Origin of the sequence: Microcella sp. (assembly GCF_025808395.1) — a bacterium.
Classification (GTDB): domain Bacteria; phylum Actinomycetota; class Actinomycetes; order Actinomycetales; family Microbacteriaceae; genus Microcella.
Map to the genome: position 1 here is coordinate 1,896,319 of NZ_CP075524.1, position 19,406 is coordinate 1,915,724.

Genomic DNA, 19,406 nt, shown 5'->3' on the forward strand with positions numbered 1-19,406 from the left:
ATGGGCCGAACGTCCCGCGACCGGGCAGCGCCACCACGAGCGCCGCTTGACATTCACGCATCGCGCACTATGGTTAAGCATCCGCTTAATTAAGGAGTTAGCGAAATGGATGTCGAGACGCAGTTGACCCAGGTGTTCTCCGCGCTCGCCGACCCCACGCGGCGTCGCATCTTGTCCCAACTCGCGACCGGCCCTGCGCGCGTGGGCGACGTTGCCGCGCAGTTCGACGTGAGCCCTCCGGCGATCTCGCAACACCTCAAAGTGCTCGAGCGCGCGGGCCTCGTCTCGCGCACGGCGCAGGCGCAGTGGCGCACGCTGTCGCTGCAGACCGAGCCGCTCGAGCAGGCCTCGGCCTGGGTCGACGCGCAGCGCCGCGAGTGGAACCTGCGACTCGACGCTCTCGAGAAGCATCTCGAGACCATGAAGCACGCCACCACGACCCCTCAGAAGGAGCCATCATGACCACCTCAGCAGCGACGACCGGAGAGTTCACCATCACCCGCACGTTCGACGCCCCGCGCGAACTCGTCTGGCGGGCCTGGACCGACGAGGGCGAACTCGCCCAGTGGTTGCACCCCTTCGGCGTCACCACCGACTCGGTCTCGTTCGACGTCAGGGTCGGCGGCCGCTACACCTACACGATGACGAACGTCGAGACGGGAGACACCTACCCGACCGGCGGGCAGTACGTCGAGATCGAGCCGTTCGATCGCCTCGTCTTCTCGTGGGGTGAACCTGACGCCCACGTCGATGAAGCGCCGCGCATCACACTCACCTTCATTGACCGCGGCGAGCAGACCGAGCTCGTCTTCCACTTGCGCGGCTACGACGGCACGCCCGGCGACGGCTTCGTCTACGACGGCTGGGACGAAGCGCTGACGAACATGCAGCGGCACTTGGCCGGTGAGCCCCTGGGGTAACCGTCGGTCACCAAGGGCTCTGCCTTCGGCGTCATCGAACCCGAGTGTTCCCCACGACGTTGCTTAACGAGCGATCGATCCCGGATCGTCAACTGCCCTGGTCGTGAGGTTTGACGGTGTGGTCGTGAGAAGACGGCTGGAATCCGAGGGACAGGTAGAGCGCTTTGGCTTGTGGTGCGGAGTCGTCGACCCGGAGGGCGATGCGCGTACGCAGAGCGTTTTGCACCCTCTGCACCAGCAAGCGCCCCAGCCCCATGCGGCGGTGTGGGGGCGTGACGAACAGCTCGAGGATGAATGCTCCGCGCGGCACGTTGTCCCAGGGAGGGTCTTCGACCGTCACGATCGCCCCGGCCAGTTCGTTGCCCACCCAAACGCCAAGAGAAGCGTTCGCGAGCAACCGCCCGTACTCGCCTGCCCAGGTGAGGTCAATCTCGGAGCGCGCCTCGGCCGCGGTCATCTCGTGCGGAGACCCGACGTAAGCCTGGTGATAGGCGTTCGCCAACTCATCGAGACGTGTCGGAGAGAGCGACCGGAGCAACGTTCCTTCCGCGAGCGGCACGCGTATGAATTCGCGCGGTTCGCAGATGAAGAGAGCATTGGCCACGTGACCAGCCTAGGAGGGCGTGTGGATGGTCAGCCCACGATCTCCCGTGAACCCACGCCCCGCAAGTAGGCTGGCGCGGTGACAGCACCGGCGAGCTTGAAGGCGGGCGCGAGCCCTCTCGACCTGCTCGCGGTCTTCGCCGGTGGCCTCGTCGGCACCACCCTGCGCGTGCTCGTCGACCTGGCCCTGCCGCACGGCCTGCGGGCTTTCGCCCTCAGCACCCTGCTCGTCAACGTGGTCGGAGCCTTCGTGCTCGGGCTGCTCGTCGCCGCACTCTGGCAGCGCGTGCCGGGGTGGGCCCGCGTGGGGCTCGGCCCGGGCATCCTGGGCACCTTCACCACCTTCTCGGCGCTCGCCTATTCGATCGTCGCCCTCACGCAAGACGGCGACGCGCTGGGGGCCGTGCTGTCGATCGTGCTGAGCCTCGGGCTCGGGATGCTCTCCGCCTGGGCAGGCCTCGTGCTCGGTGCCCGGCTGGGGCATCGACAGCCGCCCGACCTGGACGAGGCCGAGACGTGACCCCCCTCGTGCTGCTCGCCGTCGCCGTGGGCGGAGCCCTCGGCGCCGTGCTGCGTCAACTCACCTCGGTGGCCCTCGCGGGCCGAGGCCGCATTCCGTGGGGCGTGGCCGTGGTCAACGTCGTCGGCTCGTTCATCGCGGGAGCCGCGCTCGGCCTGCCCCTCGACCCCACCGTGCAACTCATCATCTTCAGCGGCCTGTGCGGAGGCCTCACCACCTTCAGCTCGCTCGCCGTCGAGACCGTGCAGCTCGTCCTCGACGGCAAGCACCGCGCCGCAATCGCGAGCGTCACGCTCAACTTCATGGTCGGCGTGCCCGCCGCCCTGCTCGGGTTCGTGCTCGGCGCGCTCGTCGTCGCGTAGCGCGAACGCTAGCTGCGCCCGAACTCCACGCGGTAGTCGCTGATGTACACGTGCTCGTCATCCTTCATGTCTTTGAAGTACAACCGAGCCTCAGCGCCGAGCCGCAAGCACGTGCGCTTCGCCTGCAAGTCTTCAGCCGAGTCGGTCGGCTGCAGCGACGGGTACCAGAGGGTGTGCCCCGGTCGGTGGATGACGCGCACGGGCGTCGACCACTGCTGCGCGTTGTCGCCGACCCCGAGGTCACGATTGGGGTTGATCGACACGAAGAGACTGTCGCCCACCCAGAAGCTGCCGTCGACGCGGCCGAGCATCATCACCCACACCTGCAGGTGCTCGTTCCAGCTGACCGAGGGGCCCCAATAGTAGAGCTCGTCGCCTTGCGACACAGCGCCACCACCCTCAGACGTCGGGATGCGCAGGCTCGCGATGGGCTGCCCCACGCCGTCCCACGGCGCATCGAAGGCGGTGCCGCTCCACCGACGTGCGGCGCCGGTCGGAGCATCCAAGTCGGCCAAGGGCACGCGCGCGACGCTCACGCACTGCGCTGCCGCCTCGGTCTCGCGATCCCATGTCGACGCATCCCACGCCTCGGGGTAGGCGTACTCGCCGAAGAAGACATACAGGTGATCACCCGACGCGACGGCGCTCGGGTCGCCGACCCCACCCGGAAAACAGTTGTTGCGATTGACGGGCAGCCGAATCATGCGGTCGTCGCGGTCTTCGAGCAGAATGCCGTGGTTCGTCCAGCTCTCGCCGCCGTCGGTCGACTTCATGATGCCGATGCGCGGCACCGCCTGCACGCCCTCGGGCCCGGTCAGCCCGGGGGGCCAGTCGACGTCGCGGTAGCCCTCGCCGGTCTCTTCCTGATACGGCAGCGTCGAGGGGTAGTTCTCGTTGTGATACAGCGCGTAGAGCGTGCGGCCCGACTCGTCGGCGGGGTCTTGGTAGATCGTCTCGAACCACACGGCTCCGTGCAGCCCCGGCTCTCCGGGCGGCGTGTTCGGGGGCAGCGCCGGCTCGGTGAACTCGTGCGACTCTCGCGCGAACGCCTCAGCGACGGTCGCGCCGCCCGCGAACTTCAGTTCGCGCGCGTCACCCCACAACGGGTCTTCGCCGTACTTTCCCGGAAAGATGCGAAACTCGTCGCCCACCCACGCGGTCGCCATGTTGCAGTCGACGAAGCTCGCGAAGGTGACGCGCTCGGTGGGCACGAGCGTCAACGTGATGCCGTCGACGCCCGTGTCGATGATGGTCGGTTCGGTGCGGCTGGTCTCGCTCATGAGGCTCCTACAGTTCGGGAGTTTCTGACAGGGAATACAGACAGGTCACGCACACGGGTGGTCATGCGACGGTGAACCGGATGCTCGCCCGCACGTCACGCGCAGCGAGCCGATACTGCGGCAGCACTCCGGGCCCGCACGCGGCCGTGCCCACCCCGTGCTGCGCGAGGTCAAGCACCACGTGCGTGCGGCCGTCGCCGCGCAGCAGATGATCGTGGGTCGTCGCGGCAACCGTTTCGGTCGACCACCGCCGCACCGTCAGCGCGACACCGTCAGGCGCCTCGACCTCGAGCGCCGCGCCGGCCGCCTCGACCCGAGCCCACTGCACGTCGCCCCGCGCCCCCGACTCTTGCGGACGCACCGTGCGCTCATGCACCTCGTCGAGCGAGCGGTCGAACCAGCCCCAGTGCGCGGCCTGACCCGTGTCGGGATACGCCGGGCCCGGCCCACGGCCGAACCACTGCACGCGCTCAGCAACACCGGGTAGCGCGAACGAGATGCCCACGCGCGCCCACTCGACAGCCTGCTCGCCGGCGATGAGCGGCAGCACCTCGACGTCGAGCTGCAGCCCGTCGGGTGCGGCAGTCCAACGGCACCGCAACTGCACGGCGACATCCGTCGCCGCGGCGCCGACGCGCGTCACGACTTCGACGTGCTCGGCCGTGCGGTCGATCGAGACCAGCCGTGACACGAGGCGGTCGAGCCCGAGCGCCGCCCAGTGGTCGGCGTCTGAGGGCGCCCCGGCGCGATCCCACCCCGCACCGAAGTCGTTGTCGATGGGCGCCCGCCACAGCTCGAGTCGCCAGGCCTCGACCGGCTGGGCCCCGAACGCCGTGACCGCCCCCGTCGCCTCGTCGAGGTGCAGCTCATCGAGCGTCAGCCCCGCCGGGTCGGGCAGGCCGGCCGGCCGCGCCCGCTCGGGCGCGACCGTCACGAGTTGCGCGCGCGAGACGACGTGCCCGGCCTCGGCCCACGCGGTCGCCGAGCGCTCGACGAGCTCGACCGTGGCGACCCCGCCCGACGCGACAGCACCGAGCAGCTCGTCCGGCAACGGCAGCGTCACCGTGCCGCGCGGCCCGACGGGCTCATGCTCGATCGACCCCGAGGCGACGGGCCCCGCGGCCGATTCGACGCGCCACTGCAGCGCGAATCGGCCGGTGTCGGTGTGGTCGAGTCGACTGCGCAGGTGCAGCAACCCAGCATCAGCATCCACCGTCAGCACCACGGGGGCGAAGACGGCCGCGAGATCGGCGAGCTGCGCGCGCGGGGTGCGGTCAGCGGCGATGAGACCGTCGATGACGAAGTTGCCGTCGTGCACGACCTCGCCGAAGTCGCCGCCGTAGAACGTGCCGACGGTTCCATCGGGCAGGGTGCGGTGGATGCCGTGCTCGAGCCACTCCCACACGAAGCCGCCCATGAGGCGCGGGTATCGGTCGAACAGCTCTTGATATTCGGTCATGCCCCCGGGGCCCGTGCCCATCGCGTGCACGTACTCGCACAGCACGAACGGCATCGCGCGCCGGCGCGCATCGAGTGCCGCTGCGTCGTCGTCTGGGCCGAGCGTCAGCCACTCGTTCGCGGCGAGCGGCGTCTCGGCGCGCTGCCCGATCTGCTCGACCTCAGCGTGCGAGGCATACATGCGGCTGTAGACGTCGACGTCTCGGCACGCGAGATCGCCCTCGTAGTGCAGCGCACGAGTCGCGTCACGCCCGCGAATCTCGGCGGCCATGGCGGCAAGGTTCTGCCCCGTGCCGGCCTCGTTGCCGAGCGACCACATGATGATCGAGGGGTGGTTCTTGTCGCGCTCGACCATGCGCGCTGCGCGGTCGCGCAAGGTCGCCTGCCACGCCACATCGTCGGTGGGGTTGCCGCGCCAGCCGATGTCGCCGAAGCCGTGCGTCTCGAGGTCGCACTCGTCGATCACCCAGAAGCCGAGCTCGTCGGCGAGGTCGAGCAGCTCGCTCGACGGCGGGTAGTGGGCGGTGCGAATCGCGTTGACGTTGTGCTGCTTCATGAGGTGCAGGTCGCGTTCGAGCGTCTCGCGCGGCACCGCGCGACCGTAGTCGGGGTGGTGTTCGTGCCGGTTGACGCCGCGCAGCTGCACGGGTGCACCGTTCACCGTGAAGACGCCGTCGACGATCGCCACCGAGCGAAATCCGATACGGGTCTCGACGCGCTCGTGCGGCGTCGACACCCGCAGGGTGTACAGCTGGGGGCTCTCGGCCGACCACGGCAGAGCATCCGCCACCGGCACCTCGACACCGGGCGTCACCGTCAGCCCCAGCTCGACCACCTCGATCGAGACTCCGGATGCCGCGCTCACGTCAACCCGCAGGCTCGCGCCGTTCGGCCCCCACGCCGCCACCGCGCGCACGTCGTCGATGGCGAGTTCGGGCCGCTCGCGCAGCGTGACGGAGCGGATGATGCCGGGGTTCCACCACTCGTCTTGATCTTCGACGTACGAGTGAGCGCTGAAGGTGTGCACGCGCACGGCGAGCACGTTGTCGGCCGCAAGCAGCCCGCTCACGTCGAACTCGGTCGGCAGGCGGCTGCCGCGCGTCGAGCCCACAAAGGTGCCGTTGAGCCACACGTCGCCCGCGCCCTCGAGGCCCTCGAATCGCAGGTGAGCGCGCTCGGGCACGGCGGCGAGTGCGAACCGCAGCCGGTGGTCGGCGACGGGGTTCGCGTCTGGCGGGTGCGGAGGGTCGATCGCGAACGGGTACTTGACGTTCGTGTAGGCAGGGGCGCCGTGCGGCCCACCAACCGTCTCGTCGTGAATGGGCATCGTGAAGCTCGACGGCACGGCGATCGTGCCCCAGTCGCTGTCATCGACGTCGAGGCGCTCGATGCCAACCGACGCGGCCGCTGCCGACGGCGCCCACCTGAAGCGCCACTGCCCGTCGAGCGAGACGACGCGCGCGTCGGTGCTCACCGTCGCGACGGGCGGCAGCGCGCCGGGCGCCGGGTTCGGGTCGGCGAGCGGGTGCGGCGCGACCGGGTGAGACACTGCGGGGCGCTCGCTCATCGTGCGCTCACCCCGCGCCACCGCACCGTGCGCAGCTGGAACGCCCGGAACGGCAACTCGATGCTCGACCCCGAACCGGCAGGCTCGCAGTCGAGCACGCGCTCGAGCAGGTCGGTCGACTCGATCGCCTCGGCCGTGCCGTCGAGCGAGAGCACCGTGTGCGCTCGCCCGCCGCGCGACTCGTAGAGCCGCACGATGAGGTCGCCCGAGCCGTCTTCGGCGAGCTTGACCGTCTCGATGACGACGGCGGGGTTGCTGCTCGAGACGATCGGCGCGATCGGCGCCGCGGCGCGCACGGCCCGCAGCGGTGTCGCGAGGTCGTAGCCGAGCTCGACGGCGTCGCCGATGGTCGCGCCGGGTGCGATGCGAAAGCGCAGCACGTGCTCGCCCTGATCGGTCTCGGGGTCAGGAAAGAGTGGAGCCCGCAACAGCGAGAACCGCACTGTCGTCGTCGTGCCGCCGTCTGCTCGGGTGTCGCGCGAGACGTCGTAGCCGTAGGTTGAGTCGTTGGCGATCGCCACTCCATAGCCCGGCTCGGCGAGGTGCACGAAGCGGTGCTGGCAGGCTTCGAACCGCGCGGCATCCCAACTGGTGTTGGTGTGGGTGGGGCGAAACAGGTGCCCGAACTGCGTCTCGGCTGCGATGCGGTCGGCGTGCACGTCAAGCGGCATGGCGAGCTTGAGAATCTTCTCGCGCTCGCGCCAGTCGATGCGGTTCTCGATCTCGAGCGCGGTCGCCCCAGCGCGCAGCGTGAGGCGCTGCTCGATGATCGACTCGCCGACCCGCCGCACCGTGATGACGGTCGCCTCGTGGTCGGTCGCCCGCACGCGCCGCTCGTCGACCTCGAGCAGTTCGGTGACGGTGCGCATGTAGTGCTGGTCGATGTCCCATGCATCCCACAGGTTGGGCAGGTCGGTGTGCAGGCGCAGCACGTTCGCGGGGCTGCCGGGCGCGACCGCCTCGCGACCGTCTGCGTGCGCGCGCAGCGAGGTCAGGTGACCGCGAGCATCCACCACCGCTCTGACGATGCCGTTGTCGAGCACCGTCGCGCCGTCGGCGGCGTCGGCCGCAGCGACGGCGGGATGCTCCGCCTCGCGCACGGCCGCCCCCAACGCCACGACTCCCTCACGCGCGAATGGCGAGGCGTTGACGACGAGCTCGTGGCCCTCACCCTCTGCGGGCGAGCTGGCGAGCGCCTGCAGCGCCTCGGCGATGATGCCCTCAAGTGTCTCGGTGACGGCCGCGTGCCGGTGCTCGGCCTCACGGTGCACCCAGGCGATGGCGGTGCCGGGCAAGATGTCGTGAAACTGCAGCAGCAGCACGGTGTGCCAGGCGCGTTCGAGTGCCTCGAGCGGGTATTCGTACCCTGCTCGCAGCGCCGCCGTCGCGGCCCACAGCTCGGCTTGCCGCAGCAGCGACTCGTTGCGGCGGTTGCCCTGCTTGGTGCGCAGTTGCGAGGTGAAGACGCCGCGGTGCAGTTCGAGATACATCTCGCCGCTCCACACCGGAGCATTCGGGTATTCGGCCTCGGCCGCCTCGAAGAAGTCGCGCGAGCTGCCCATCGTGACGCGCGGCGAGCCTTCGAGGTCTGCGGTGCGGTGCGCGGCGGCGATCATCTCGCGCGTCGGGCCGCCGCCGCCGTCGCCCCAGCCGAAGGGCACGAGCGACATCGTGGCGCGGCCCTTCTCTGAGAAGTTGCGCTCTGCGTGCGCAAGCTCCTTGCCCGAGAGCTCGCTGATGTAGGTGTCGACGGGCGGAAAGTGGGTGAAGACGCGCGTGCCGTCGATGCCTTCCCACCAGAAGGTGTGGTGGGGCATGCGGTTGATCTGGTTCCACGAGATCTTCTGCGTCAGAAACCAGCGCGAGCCGGCCGCGGCGACGATCTGCGGCAGGGCGCCCGAATAGCCGAACGAGTCGGGCATCCACGCTTCTTCGCACTCGACGCCGAACTCGTCGATGAAGAACCGCTTGCCCGCGATGAACTGCCGCGCCATCGCTTCGCCGCCGGGCATGTTGGTGTCGCTCTCGACCCACATGCCGCCGACGGGCACGAATTGGCCGGCCGCGACCTTCTCCTTGATGCGCTCGAACACTCGCGGGTGGTGCTCTTTCATCCAGAGGTACTGCTGCGCGCTCGAGCACGAGAACACGAAGTCTGGGTGCTCGTCCATGAGGTCCATGACGTTCGTGAAGGTGCGGGCGCACTTGCGCACGGTCTCGCGCAGGGGCCACAGCCACGCCGAGTCGATGTGCGCGTGTCCGGTGGCGAGCACGCGGTGTGCGCTTGCGTGGGCGGGGCGGGCGAGCACGTCGGCGAGGGCGTCGCGACCGGCGTGGGCTGTGGTCGGGATGCTCTGCGCATCGAGCACGTCGAGCATGTCTTCGAGCGCGCGCAGAATCTCGTGGCGGCGCGACGAGCCCTCGGGCAGCTCGGCCATGAGGCCGCGCAGGGTGAAGATGTCGCTCAGCAGCTCCCACACCGTGACGTCGAGCAGAGCCACCTCGAGCTGCTTGAGCTCGTAGAGCGGCTCGTCGGGCGCGGTCTCCCACGCCCCGTACGGCGTCGGGTCGAAGGTGTAGTCGCCCGCGACGTCGGGGTTCGCGGCGGCTTCGAGAACAACGTCGATCGCGGTCTCACCGGGCGCGACCGGTAACCACGAGTTCAACGGAGCGATCGACTTAATGAGCGTGCCGTCTGGCCGGTAGGCGAGACCTTCGGCTTGAAAGCCCGAGCGGCTGCGGTTGTAGCCGAAGTCGACGAGCACTTCGATGCGGGTGCCCTCGGGCGGCTGCGGCAACCACTCGGCCGGCACCTCGCCCGTGACGCGCAACCACACGGTCGACCACGCTCGGCCCCAGCGCCAGCCGAGCGGCACGGGCTCGAACTGCTGCTCGACGGCGGTCTCAAAGGGCACGGGCTCGCGCTCGACCTGCCACGCGGTCGCGGCGAGCGGGCGAGCATCCCGATACAGCGCCGGCTGCAGGTGATCGCGAACGAAACGATCGAGGCGGGCCTCGACGAGACGGTGGTCGTTGTGCATGAGTGCTTTCTGCGTCAGACGCGGTCAGGTGGTGCGGTCAGAGTGCTGGCGAGACCTTCAGCAACCACGACGTGATCGCGTCGTCGCCGAGCAGGGCCAGGCCGATGTCGAGCAGTTCGGCGCCCGACGAGTTCCATGCGTCACCGGTGGCGAGGTTCGACACCGTGTAGGTGGCGTCGGGGTCGAGCCCGCGCACGTGCGCCACGCTCGGCCGCGCTCCGCCCGGCAGCACGAACGCGCCCACGATCACGCGGCCGTCGGGGTGCGACAACTGCATGATCGGTGCGCGCTCGCCGAAGCCGCCGCGCTCTGGCGTGGGGGTGAGCGGTTGCAGCACGCCGTCGCGCACGAGCGGCGCGAGCTCGCGCTGAAAGAGGTCGACGTGCACCCGCAGCCGCTCGAGCAGTTCGGGTCGCAGCTCGGGCAGCCGCAGGCTCACGCCGAAGCGGTGCAGCATAGCCGCCCGCAGTGTGGTGTCGAACTCGTCGGGCGTGAGGGTCGCCCAGTCGAGATACGAGGGTTCGAAGTCGCCGCGCCATTGCGACCACGACCAGTGCAGAATGCCGATCGGCGGCAGCAGGTTGCGCACGCCCCACAGCACTTCGAGGTGGTGCTCGGTGAAGTCGGGGTCGCTCAAGAAGAAGCCGTGCACGTGCCGCGCGAGCCCCAGGTCGATGCGCAGCCCGCCCGACGAGCACGATTCGAGCATGATCTCGGGGTGCCGCGCGCGCACCTCGTCGAGCACCGAATAGAGGCCCTCGTAGTGCCGCAGCAGCCCGTCGCCCGCGCCGTGCCCATGGTCGGTGCGCGTGCAGCCTGCGTCGGGGTCGATGTTGAAGTCGAGCTTGATCCAGCGCGCGCCGGTGGTCGTGATGAGCGTGCTCATCGATTCGAGCACGTGCTCGCGACCGGCGGGCGAGCCCATGCAGACGTAGCCGAGAAATGTGGGGTCGTCATCGTCGAGCGATTCGGTCTGCACGCGATACGACGGGTCGGGTCGTCGCCCTTCGACGGTGTGCGCCATCGCTTCGGGCTTCGCGGCGCGCAGCAGCGAGTGCGAGCCGACCGCTTCGGCTTCGATCCACATGCCGGGCAGCACCCCGGCGTCGCGGATGCTTTGCCCGAGGGCCGCGAGCCCCGACGGAAACCTCGCCGTGTTGACGCTCGACCAGTCGCCGCGCTGCTCGCTCCACACGCTCGTCGGGTCGGCCGTGCCGAACCACCCGGCGTCGACGGTGGCGATCTCGATGCCGAGGTCGGCGGCAACCCGCGCGTTCTCGGCGATGACGCCTTCGTCGACCTCTTGGTCTTCGTATGGCCACCAGTGGTTCCACTCGACGGGCACGCTGTCGGTGAACTCGGTGCGGGGCAGCCAGTCGGCGGCGACGGCGCGCTGCAGAGCAACGGCGGCCGCATCCAGATCGGTGGCGACGGTCAGCACCACGCTCGGTGCTGTCACCGATTCGCCCGGGGCGAGCTCGACGGCGAACTGCCACGGCGAGATGCCGGCCGAGACGAAGCCGCCCGCCATCGCGTGAATGTGCCAGTTGCCGCTGTAGGCGGGCGCAATGGTGATCGCGGCGGGGGGCTCGCCCGCGCCGGGGCCCGTGCCAGTGCCGCCGCGTTCGAGCCCCAGCCACGGAATCATGCCGTGCGAACTGCGCCCCGCCCGGCTCTCGAGCACGAGATGGTGGCCGGCGTGCCCGGCGATGGGCCGAAACTCGTCGCCCCAGGCGCTGCGATACGAGTGGGTGCGCCAGGCTGATCCGGCATCGAGCACGAGAGGGTCCATGCGCGTGATGGTGACGGGATGCTCGCCGTCGTTGCGCAGCACCATCGCGCACTCCCACACGGGTTGGTCGGCCACTCGGCGAGCGCTCCACGCGGCGTGCACGCTCGCGCCGTCGGCCAGGCCGTCGAGCGCGCCCTCGATTGTCAGCAGGTCGGCGTCGCCGCTCACGACGGGGGTGGCCCACGCGTGCGACACACGGCGGTCGACCTCGACGACGAGGGGTGCGCAGTCGCTCAGAATGGTGTCGGCGAGAACAACAGAGACTCGGCCGCCCGAGTCGGGGCGGGTGCGCAGCAGTGCGTCGGTCATGCAGAGGTCCTCACCTGTAGGCTTTACATCATACCTAATGGGCTCGCGCCCACCACACCCTATGCGAAGGATTCGCCGGTGACCACCACTGATCGCCCCTCGGTCGGCCCCCTCCGGGTCGGCGTCGTCGGCCTCGGCTATGCCGGCACGACCCACCTCACCTCGTTCGGGCAGATTCCCGGCGTCGAGGTCATCGCGCTCGCCGGTAAAGAGCCTGACCGGCTCGCCGCCCTCGGCGAGATGTATGAGCTGCCTCACTTGTTCGACGACTGGCAGGCGCTCGTCGCGATGCCCGAACTCGACATCGTCAGCATCGCCACCCCGAATGCGCTGCACCACCCGATCGCGGTGGCCGCGCTCGCGGCGGGCAAGCACGTGTTCTGCGAGAAGCCGCTGGCGCTCGACACCGCGCAGGCCATCGAGATGGTGCAGGCGGCGAAAGACCACGATCGCGTGCTCGAGGTGGCCTTCAATCACCGCCGCCGGGCCGACGTGCAGTTCGCCCGCCGCTACCTCGAGACCGAGGGCATCGGTCGCATCTACCACGCACGTGCGTCGTGGAAGCGGCGCTCGGGCATTCCGGGATTGCGCTCGTGGTTCACGAACAAGGCCATGGCGGGCGGCGGCGCGCTCATCGACCTCGGGCCGCACGTGCTCGACTCGCTGCTGTTCTTGCTCGGCGAGCCTCGCGTGGTCGCCGTCAGCGCTGTCACGCACGGCGAACTCGGCCGGGCCGGTTACGGCGCGATGAACCGGCAAGAGCAGATGGCGAGCGACACGGGTGACTTCGAGGTCGACGACCTCGCGAGCGCGCTCTTTCGACTCGACGACGGCTCGAGCGTCGCATTCGAGATCAGCTGGGCAGGCCACACGGTCGACGACGAAGACATCTCGATCGAGCTGCTGGGGGTCGACGGTGGGCTGCGTCTGTTCGTGCCGCGCTATGCGAGCGACGACACCCTGCGCATGTATCGCGACATCGACGGCGTCGCCGTCACCCTCACGCCCGAGGTGCACGTGCCGGGCGGCGAGCACCCGCTCGTCATCGCCGAGTTCGTCGAGGCCGTGCGCAGCGGCGACTGGAATGCGCACCGCGGCGACTTCGCGCTGCACCGCACCGCCGTGCTCGACGCGTGCTACCGATCGGCGGCCGAAGGCAGAGAGGTCAGACTCGACTCATGACAAGCCCACTGCGCGTGACGGTCTGGAACGAGAACCGTCACGAGAACTACCCAGACTCGCTCACCGCGCGCTTGTATCCGACCGGGATGCACGGCGCGATCGCTGACGGGCTCACCTCGTTGCTCGGCTCAGCAGTCGAGGTGCGCACTGCCACGCTCGACGAGCCCGAGCACGGCTTGCCACAGTCGGTCGTCGACGCGACCGACGTTCTGCTGTGGTGGGGCCATGAGGCGCACCCCGAGGTCGACGACGCGATCGTCGACCGGGTGTATGACGCGGTGCTCGGCGGTATGGGCATCATCGTGCTGCACTCGGGCCACTACTCGAAGATCTTCAAGAAGCTCATGGGCACCTCGTGCTCACTGCGCTGGCGCAACGACGGCGACCGCGAAGTGGTCTGGACGGTCGACCCCACTCACCCCATCGCCGCCGGAGTGCCCGACCCGCTCGTCATCGAAGCTCAAGAGATGTATGGCGAGTTCTTCGATATTCCCACCCCCGACGAGCTCATCTTCATCTCGTCGTTCTCGGGTGGCGAAGTCTTTCGCTCGGGCGCGACGTGGACTCGAGGGCACGGGCGAGTGTTCTACTTCTCGCCCGGAGACCAGGAGTACCCCGTGTATCACCACCCGAGCATCCACCGTGTGCTCGCCAACGGCGTGCAGTGGGCCGCCCCCACTCGCCGTGGCCCCGCCCTCGACGCGACCTTCCACGAGCGAGGCTGGTTCGACGACGCACGCTGATCGCCGAACCTCGCGAGGCCGGGTGCTCGGGCAACCCGACCCCGCGAGAGCGCATGCGTCTTAGCGGCTGACGCCGACCTGCAGGCCCTGCATGACGTACTTCGACGCGAAGAGCAGCAGCAGCAGGGGCACAGAAGCGGTGATGAACAAGCCCGCCGACACCAAAGGCTGATCGGTCAAGAACCGCGTTCCGATGCTGGCGAGCGTTGGTGTGAGTAGCTTCATCGACTGTTCTGGAATGAGGATGAGTGCCCAGAGCAGCTCGTTCCAGACGCCCAAGAACTGCAACACCGCGAGGGTCGCGATTCCGCTGGAACCCATGGGCAGGATGATCGACCACAGCGTGCGGAAGAACCCTGCACCGTCGATGCGCGCCGCCTCGATGACCTCGACGGGAATGCCTCGAAACGAGAGAGAGAGGAAGAACACCGCGAAGGGTAGAGCGCTCGATACGTAGACGAGGATGAGCCCCCAGTAATTGCCGACGAGGCCCAAGCGGGCCAGCATCACGTAGGTCGGAATGATGAGCACCGCGCCCGGAATCAGCATGAGAGACACGAATATGGCCGTGGCGTACTTGGCCCCTGGCACCGGGTACTTCGCGAGCCCGTAGCCCGCAAGGGTCGCCAGAACGAGAACGAGCACGATCGTGACGACCGCCACATACAGGCTGTTCAAGAACGCTTGACCGACGCCGTACACCTCGATCAGGCGGGCGTAGTTGTCGAACGTCCACTCGCCCGGCAAGCCGAAGGGGTCACGCAGGTAGTCAACGTTGGGTCGAGCCGAGGTGATGATGACGAAGTAGAGCGGGTACACGATCGACGTCGCGATGAGCGCCAGAATGATGAAGACCGGCCCGTTCGCGCGCCCTGACGTGAGGCGCTTGCTGATGATCGTTTCTTCAGCCATGGTCAGTCCTCCTCTTGCAACTTGAACACCTTGTTCTGCAGCAGGGTCAAGATGCCGATGAACAGGAACAGCATCACGGCGAGCGCCGCCCCCGACCCGAGATTCGAGCTCGAGAAGGCCCTCAAGTACACGAGGTAATCAATGGTGGTGGTGTCATAGCCCGGCCCACCGGCGGTCATGACGAACACGAAGCCGAAGAGACCCGTGAACGTGTAGATCACGTTGATGATGAAGACGAAGCCCAGCACGCGGCGGATGTTCGGCAGGGTGATGTACCAGAGCCTCTTCCACCAGCCGGCGCCGTCGATGGCAGCAGCTTCGAACACGGCGGGGTTGATCGCGGTGAGGCCGGCGAACAAGAGCAGCGACATGTAGCCAAAGCCAGACCACACGAGGGCGAGAATGATGATCGCGATCGCCAGATTGCCGTCGGTGAAGAACTCTACCGGTGCTATGCCGAAGAGGCCGAGGGCCTGGTTCACGCCGCCGTAGTAGCCGAAGGCGTTGCGGAACATGATGCCGATGACGGCGATCGAGAGCACGTTCGGCAAGAAGAAGATGATGCGGAAGAACTTCCAGCCGCGAACCCGCTCGAAGAGCAGCACCGAGACCACTACGGCGACGAAGATGACCAGAGGGATGGCGATGAGGTACTTGAGGTTGTTGACGAAGACCTGTTGCACGATCGGGTCGTTGACCATGGCGATGTAGTTCTCGAGCCACCGCCACTCGAAGGTCAGGCCGTTCGTGCGCGTGAACGAGATGAAGAAGGCGAAAGCGATCGGATACGCCGAAAAGGTGATGACGAGCAGCAGCGCGGGGAGCACTGCAAGCAGACCGATCAGCCGGTCCTTCTTGCGCATCGCACCGGGCCGACGGGTGTTCGCAGACGGGTCCCCGCCCGTGGGTGCCGCCGAGGCGACACCCACGCGCGAGGACAAAGACGCAGAGGTCACTGGTTCGCGATCTCCTGCTCATATGACGCCTTCAGCTGCGCCACCGCGTCTGCGGGCGAGAGAGTGCCCAAGAACACTGCTGCATTCACGCGGTAGAACAGGTCGATCGTCGCCTGCGGCATGACGCTGTCGAAGGCGAAGGTGACGCCATCTGTCGATGCCGAGAGCTGCTCGAACTGCTCACGCAGCAGCGGGTTCTGAATCTTCGAGGGGTCACCTTCAGGGTGGTTCGAGCCCTGCGTCTGGTAGATCTCGACGAAGATGTCTTGGTTGGCCGGGTCAGCCAAGAACTCGAGGAACTGCACCGCGAGGTCTTGGTTGCGAGCCGTGTTGGTGATCGAGATGGCGATCTCGGGGCCGCCTGCACCGATCTTCGGGTACGGGGCGCCCTCGAGCATCGGGATGAAGAACGAGCTCACATTGCCCTCGCCGAAGCTCTCGAGCATGAGGTTGTTCTCCCAGCTGCCGACCAGGTAGTAGGCCGCCCCGTTGTCGATGAAGAGCGGTGCACCGCCACCGCTCAGCTGACCGGCGTCGGGGTTCGTGAGCCCACTCGCACCCCACTCGGCGAAGGCCTGGTATGCCTTGACCATGGCGGGGTGGTCAACGGGAATCTCGCCGGCGAACATCTCAGTGAAGACGGTCTCACCGAGCTCACCGCCCACGATGGCGCTGATGAACCAGGCGCCGACGTAGCCTTCGAGGTTGGCAACAGAGAACCCGACCGCGTCGGTGTTGTCCATGACCTGCTGGCCGTTTTCGAGCAACTCTTCCCAGGTCTCAGGAGTGTCGGCCGGGTCGAGACCGGCCTCCTCCAGGAGCGCGTTGTTCTGGAAAATCGTGAAGAGGTTGCCAGCGCCGTAGGGCATGCCGAGAATGCGACCGGCAGGGTCGTATCCCTCGCGGTTGACGTTGAAGCCCTGGAGCGAGTCGAGGGTCTTTTGCGACAACAACGGCTCGAGGTCGACGAAGAAGTCTCCGAAGGAGATGGTCGGGCCACCTGCGTACTGCACGCGAATATCGGGCCCGGTGCCGGCGATCATCGCCGCCTGAAACTGGGCGCTGTTCGTCGAGATGTCTTGACCCTGCTGAGCGGTCGTGATCTTGACTCCGGGGTTCGCCTCTTCGAAGGCAACCGCCATCCGGTCGAGGAACGAGTTCTCGAGGTCGGGCTCACCGTTGTCGAGGGTGCGCCCGAGAATTCCGGTGTCCCAGATGAGAAGCTCTTGAACCTCTCCGTCGGCGGGAGTCGCCGGAGCACAGGCGGCCATACCCACCATGACACCGGCGGTGAGGAGCGCAAGCGCTCCTGCTTTTCGTGTCTTCATTGCTGTGTCCTTCCATTCGGAGCACTCGACTGGCGGGAGCCGGTCGGGGTGTTTCGCGCGTTCGATCGCACCACGACTGTGCGCTGCGATCGAGCGGCGAGCTTCGCGCGGGCCGGGGTGCCCGTCGAAGAGACTGAGGGTCGCGAAAAGGATGGCAGGCAGGGCGTTCGTCCGGCGTTCGCCGGTGGGGCCCACATCAACTGCGACATCATCGTCCCGTTTCTCCGCACAGCGGCCAGAGCCGCGCTTGTTTCGCCATTAGATCATACCTAGCCCACGATTGCGCAAGATGGTGGATGAAATTGTTACCGGACTCACGCTTCGGCTTGCGGCTAACATATGATCTAATGATGCATCGCACGGTGGCGATCGTGGGTTTCCCCCAGTTTCGCCGTCGCGGCGGCTCAAGCTTCTCGATCGTGAAGGCGGACAACGGCCCATGAATATCGACTCCGTCGACTTCTACTACGCATCGATGCCCGAGGTGACCCTCGAGGCCGACGGCAGTCAAGACGCGCTGCTCGTGCGCGTGGTCGCCGACGGCCACGTCGGCTGGGGCGAATGCGAAGCGTCGCCCCTGACCTCGATCGCCGCCTTCGTGACCCCGCGCTCGCACGGAGTGTGCCAGCCCGTCGCGGCATCCGTCATCGGCGAGCGCGTCGACAGCCCCGACGACATTCACCGTCTTGCCCAACTGGTGGGCCGCAACAGCATGGACCTGTTGCAGGCCGGCCACACCTGGTCTGGCATCGAGATCGCGCTGTGGGATCTGCTCGGCAAAGTGCGTGAAGAACCCGTGTGGCGCATGCTGGGCTACACCGAGAACCACGCCAAACTGCCCTACGCATCGATGCTCATGGGAGACACGCCGCAGGGCACCCTTGATCGAGCCCGCCTCGCGCGGCAGAACGGCTTTCGCGCCGTCAAGTTCGGGTGGGGTAGCTACGGCACCGGCTCGGCAGCTGACGATGCCGACCACGTCGCCGCCGCCCGTGAGGGCCTCGGCGACGACGCACAGCTCTTGATTGACGCCGGCCAGATCTGGGGCGACGACGTTGATGCTGCCATCGCTCGACTCGAAGCGCTCGAGAACGCGCACGCCACGTGGCTCGAAGAGCCCTTCGTGCCGCACGCCTATGTGGCGCACGCTGCCCTCGCATCGCGAGCGCGCACGGTCGGTATTGCCGGTGGCGAGGGTGCGCACACGGTGCACATGGCCACCAACCTCATCGACTACGGCAACGTGCGCTTCATTCAGGTTGACGCGGCGCGCATCGGAGGCATCGGCCCGTCGAAGGCAGTGGCCGACCACGCCGTGCGGCACGGCGTCACCTACGTCAACCACACCTTTACGTCGCACCTCGCCCTCTCGGCCTCACTGCAGCCCTATGCCGGTCTGGCCGAGCACCGCATTTGCGAATACCCCGTCGAGCCCAAGCAGGTAGCACTGGCGATCTCGAGCAATCACATTCGGCCAGACGAGAACGGTGAGGTGCGGGCACCGGATGCTCCGGGGCTGGGTATCGACGTCGACCTCGTGGGTCTCGTGCCCTACTTGCGACACGTCGAGATCTCGATCGACCACGAGCGCGTCTACACGAGCCCCGATGTGCCCCTTAGGGTGAGTGAAGTCGTCTAGGCAACGAGGAGGTCGCGAGTGGCAGAGATCTCAGGTGACGCAGACCGAGGCTCTGGCTACGCCATGCGCGGCCTGCAGGCGCGTGTCATCGACGGCGTCGGTCGGCAGATCGTCGGCGGCCACTACGCCCCGGGTGATCTGCTGCCTCGTGAAGCCGAGCTCACCGACGAATACGCAGTCTCGCGCACCTCGGTGCGCGAAGGCATGCGCGTGCTCGCGGCAAAGGGGCTCGTCGACATTCGACAGAAGGTCGGCACCCGGGTGCGGCAGCCAGAGTTCTGGAACGTCTTCGACAGCGACATCTTGCGGTGGCACTCAGAGGTCGGCCGCGGCGACGAGATCATGCGCAACCTCGTCGAGGTGCGGCAGATCATGGAGCCGGCCGCAGCGCGGCTGGCCGCCGGGCGTGCGTCGATGGACGACCTTCGCCGCATGGACGACGCGTTGCACGACATGGTCGCCAACGCCGACAACCGCGAGGGCTACGCCCACGCCGACGTCGAGTTTCACCTCTCGGTCTACGCGGCATCGCACAACGTGCTGCTGCGCCAGTTCGGCAGCGTCGTCGCCGACTTCATGTATGCCTCGTTCAACGTGCAGCAGGCGACAGCGGCCGACGACGAGGTCTTTCGCGAAGACGCCGCGACGCACGCCGCCGTCTTCGAGGCGATCAACCGCGGCAACGGAGAGAAGGCGGCCGAAGCCATGCTGCACGTCGTGCTCGACGGCAAGAACGCGCTCATCAAGGCTCTCAGCGATCAGCGCGACGCCGCCCCGGCGCACTAGGGCCCCGC

Annotated in this window: 16 protein-coding genes; 8 read left to right on the plus strand and 8 right to left on the minus strand. The window is 67.7% G+C overall.

Annotated features, from left to right (window positions below):
* Positions 1-105: 105 nt before the first annotated feature.
* Both KIT89_RS09235 and KIT89_RS09240 read left to right on the plus strand, forming a co-directional pair.
* The gene (locus KIT89_RS09235; protein WP_297600631.1) at positions 106-462 is read left to right on the plus strand and encodes a helix-turn-helix transcriptional regulator; all 357 of its coding nucleotides are present in this window, start codon (positions 106-108) and stop codon (positions 460-462) included.
* Positions 459-920, plus strand: coding sequence for an SRPBCC domain-containing protein (locus KIT89_RS09240; protein ID WP_297600634.1), 462 nt, complete (start codon positions 459-461; stop codon positions 918-920). The genes KIT89_RS09235 and KIT89_RS09240 overlap by 4 nt, the downstream gene beginning before the upstream one ends.
* 88 nt (positions 921-1,008) lie before the next feature.
* On the opposite strand, the gene KIT89_RS09245 is transcribed toward KIT89_RS09240, so the two are convergent.
* Complete coding sequence (locus KIT89_RS09245) at positions 1,009-1,524, minus strand: GNAT family N-acetyltransferase (protein WP_297600637.1); 516 nt, start codon at positions 1,522-1,524, stop codon at positions 1,009-1,011.
* 78 nt (positions 1,525-1,602) lie between these two features.
* Here KIT89_RS09245 and KIT89_RS09250 point away from each other — a divergent pair, with 78 nt between their 5' ends.
* On the plus strand, positions 1,603-2,043 hold the full coding sequence (locus KIT89_RS09250; RefSeq protein ID WP_297600638.1) for a CrcB family protein: 441 nt from the start codon (positions 1,603-1,605) through the stop codon (positions 2,041-2,043).
* On the plus strand, positions 2,040-2,405 hold the full coding sequence (locus KIT89_RS09255) for a CrcB family protein (protein ID WP_297600641.1): 366 nt from the start codon (positions 2,040-2,042) through the stop codon (positions 2,403-2,405). The genes KIT89_RS09250 and KIT89_RS09255 overlap by 4 nt, the downstream gene beginning before the upstream one ends.
* Positions 2,406-2,413: 8 nt before the next feature.
* Here KIT89_RS09255 and KIT89_RS09260 read toward each other — a convergent pair whose 3' ends face one another.
* From KIT89_RS09260 to KIT89_RS09275, 4 genes are all read right to left on the minus strand, one after another.
* Positions 2,414-3,685, minus strand: a complete 1,272-nt coding sequence (locus KIT89_RS09260) for a hypothetical protein (RefSeq protein ID WP_297600644.1) — start codon at positions 3,683-3,685, stop codon at positions 2,414-2,416.
* 61 nt (positions 3,686-3,746) lie between these two features.
* Positions 3,747-6,710: a glycoside hydrolase family 2 TIM barrel-domain containing protein gene (locus tag KIT89_RS09265; RefSeq protein WP_297600647.1), complete on the minus strand. Its 2,964-nt coding sequence runs from the start codon at positions 6,708-6,710 to the stop codon at positions 3,747-3,749.
* Positions 6,707-9,751 (minus strand): glycoside hydrolase family 38 C-terminal domain-containing protein, encoded by a 3,045-nt coding sequence (locus tag KIT89_RS09270; RefSeq protein WP_297600650.1) that lies wholly within the window; start codon positions 9,749-9,751, stop codon positions 6,707-6,709. The genes KIT89_RS09265 and KIT89_RS09270 overlap by 4 nt, the downstream gene beginning before the upstream one ends.
* A gap of 37 nt (positions 9,752-9,788) precedes the next feature.
* Positions 9,789-11,852, minus strand: coding sequence for an alpha-galactosidase (locus KIT89_RS09275; protein WP_297600653.1), 2,064 nt, complete (start codon positions 11,850-11,852; stop codon positions 9,789-9,791).
* Between the two features lie 78 nt (positions 11,853-11,930).
* Here KIT89_RS09275 and KIT89_RS09280 point away from each other — a divergent pair, with 78 nt between their 5' ends.
* Both KIT89_RS09280 and KIT89_RS09285 read left to right on the plus strand, forming a co-directional pair.
* Positions 11,931-13,034 (plus strand): Gfo/Idh/MocA family oxidoreductase, encoded by a 1,104-nt coding sequence (locus tag KIT89_RS09280; RefSeq protein ID WP_297600656.1) that lies wholly within the window; start codon positions 11,931-11,933, stop codon positions 13,032-13,034.
* Positions 13,031-13,777: a ThuA domain-containing protein gene (locus KIT89_RS09285; protein WP_297600660.1), complete on the plus strand. Its 747-nt coding sequence runs from the start codon at positions 13,031-13,033 to the stop codon at positions 13,775-13,777. The genes KIT89_RS09280 and KIT89_RS09285 overlap by 4 nt, the downstream gene beginning before the upstream one ends.
* A gap of 60 nt (positions 13,778-13,837) precedes the next feature.
* On the opposite strand, the gene KIT89_RS09290 is transcribed toward KIT89_RS09285, so the two are convergent.
* The 3 genes from KIT89_RS09290 to KIT89_RS09300 form a co-directional block, all read right to left on the minus strand.
* Positions 13,838-14,689: a carbohydrate ABC transporter permease gene (locus KIT89_RS09290; protein ID WP_297600663.1), complete on the minus strand. Its 852-nt coding sequence runs from the start codon at positions 14,687-14,689 to the stop codon at positions 13,838-13,840.
* Between the two features lie 2 nt (positions 14,690-14,691).
* A complete protein-coding gene (locus KIT89_RS09295; protein WP_297600666.1) occupies positions 14,692-15,552 on the minus strand; it encodes a carbohydrate ABC transporter permease in 861 nt (286 codons plus the stop codon).
* 89 nt (positions 15,553-15,641) lie between these two features.
* Positions 15,642-16,973 (minus strand): ABC transporter substrate-binding protein, encoded by a 1,332-nt coding sequence (locus tag KIT89_RS09300; RefSeq protein ID WP_297600669.1) that lies wholly within the window; start codon positions 16,971-16,973, stop codon positions 15,642-15,644.
* A gap of 439 nt (positions 16,974-17,412) precedes the next feature.
* Here KIT89_RS09300 and KIT89_RS09305 point away from each other — a divergent pair, with 439 nt between their 5' ends.
* Together KIT89_RS09305 and KIT89_RS09310 are read left to right on the plus strand one after the other, a co-directional pair.
* A complete protein-coding gene (locus tag KIT89_RS09305; RefSeq protein ID WP_297600672.1) occupies positions 17,413-18,612 on the plus strand; it encodes a mandelate racemase/muconate lactonizing enzyme family protein in 1,200 nt (399 codons plus the stop codon).
* A gap of 18 nt (positions 18,613-18,630) precedes the next feature.
* Positions 18,631-19,398, plus strand: coding sequence for a FadR/GntR family transcriptional regulator (locus KIT89_RS09310; RefSeq protein WP_297600674.1), 768 nt, complete (start codon positions 18,631-18,633; stop codon positions 19,396-19,398).
* Positions 19,399-19,406: the final 8 nt, after the last annotated feature.

What these genes read in the sequence shown, in the direction of transcription:
- KIT89_RS09235 (WP_297600631.1), top strand. Translation starts at nt 106, where the DNA reads ATGGATGTCGAGACGCAGTTGACCCAGGTGTTCTCCGCGCTCGCCGAC.
- KIT89_RS09240 (WP_297600634.1), top strand. Translation starts at nt 459, where the DNA reads ATGACCACCTCAGCAGCGACGACCGGAGAGTTCACCATCACCCGCACG.
- KIT89_RS09260 (WP_297600644.1), bottom strand. Translation starts at nt 3,685, where the DNA reads ATGAGCGAGACCAGCCGCACCGAACCGACCATCATCGACACGGGCGTC.
- KIT89_RS09265 (WP_297600647.1), bottom strand. Translation starts at nt 6,710, where the DNA reads ATGAGCGAGCGCCCCGCAGTGTCTCACCCGGTCGCGCCGCACCCGCTC.
- KIT89_RS09270 (WP_297600650.1), bottom strand. Translation starts at nt 9,751, where the DNA reads ATGCACAACGACCACCGTCTCGTCGAGGCCCGCCTCGATCGTTTCGTT.
- KIT89_RS09275 (WP_297600653.1), bottom strand. Translation starts at nt 11,852, where the DNA reads ATGACCGACGCACTGCTGCGCACCCGCCCCGACTCGGGCGGCCGAGTC.
- KIT89_RS09285 (WP_297600660.1), top strand. Translation starts at nt 13,031, where the DNA reads ATGACAAGCCCACTGCGCGTGACGGTCTGGAACGAGAACCGTCACGAG.
- KIT89_RS09290 (WP_297600663.1), bottom strand. Translation starts at nt 14,689, where the DNA reads ATGGCTGAAGAAACGATCATCAGCAAGCGCCTCACGTCAGGGCGCGCG.
- KIT89_RS09295 (WP_297600666.1), bottom strand. Translation starts at nt 15,552, where the DNA reads ATGCGCAAGAAGGACCGGCTGATCGGTCTGCTTGCAGTGCTCCCCGCG.
- KIT89_RS09300 (WP_297600669.1), bottom strand. Translation starts at nt 16,973, where the DNA reads ATGAAGACACGAAAAGCAGGAGCGCTTGCGCTCCTCACCGCCGGTGTC.
- KIT89_RS09305 (WP_297600672.1), top strand. Translation starts at nt 17,413, where the DNA reads ATGAATATCGACTCCGTCGACTTCTACTACGCATCGATGCCCGAGGTG.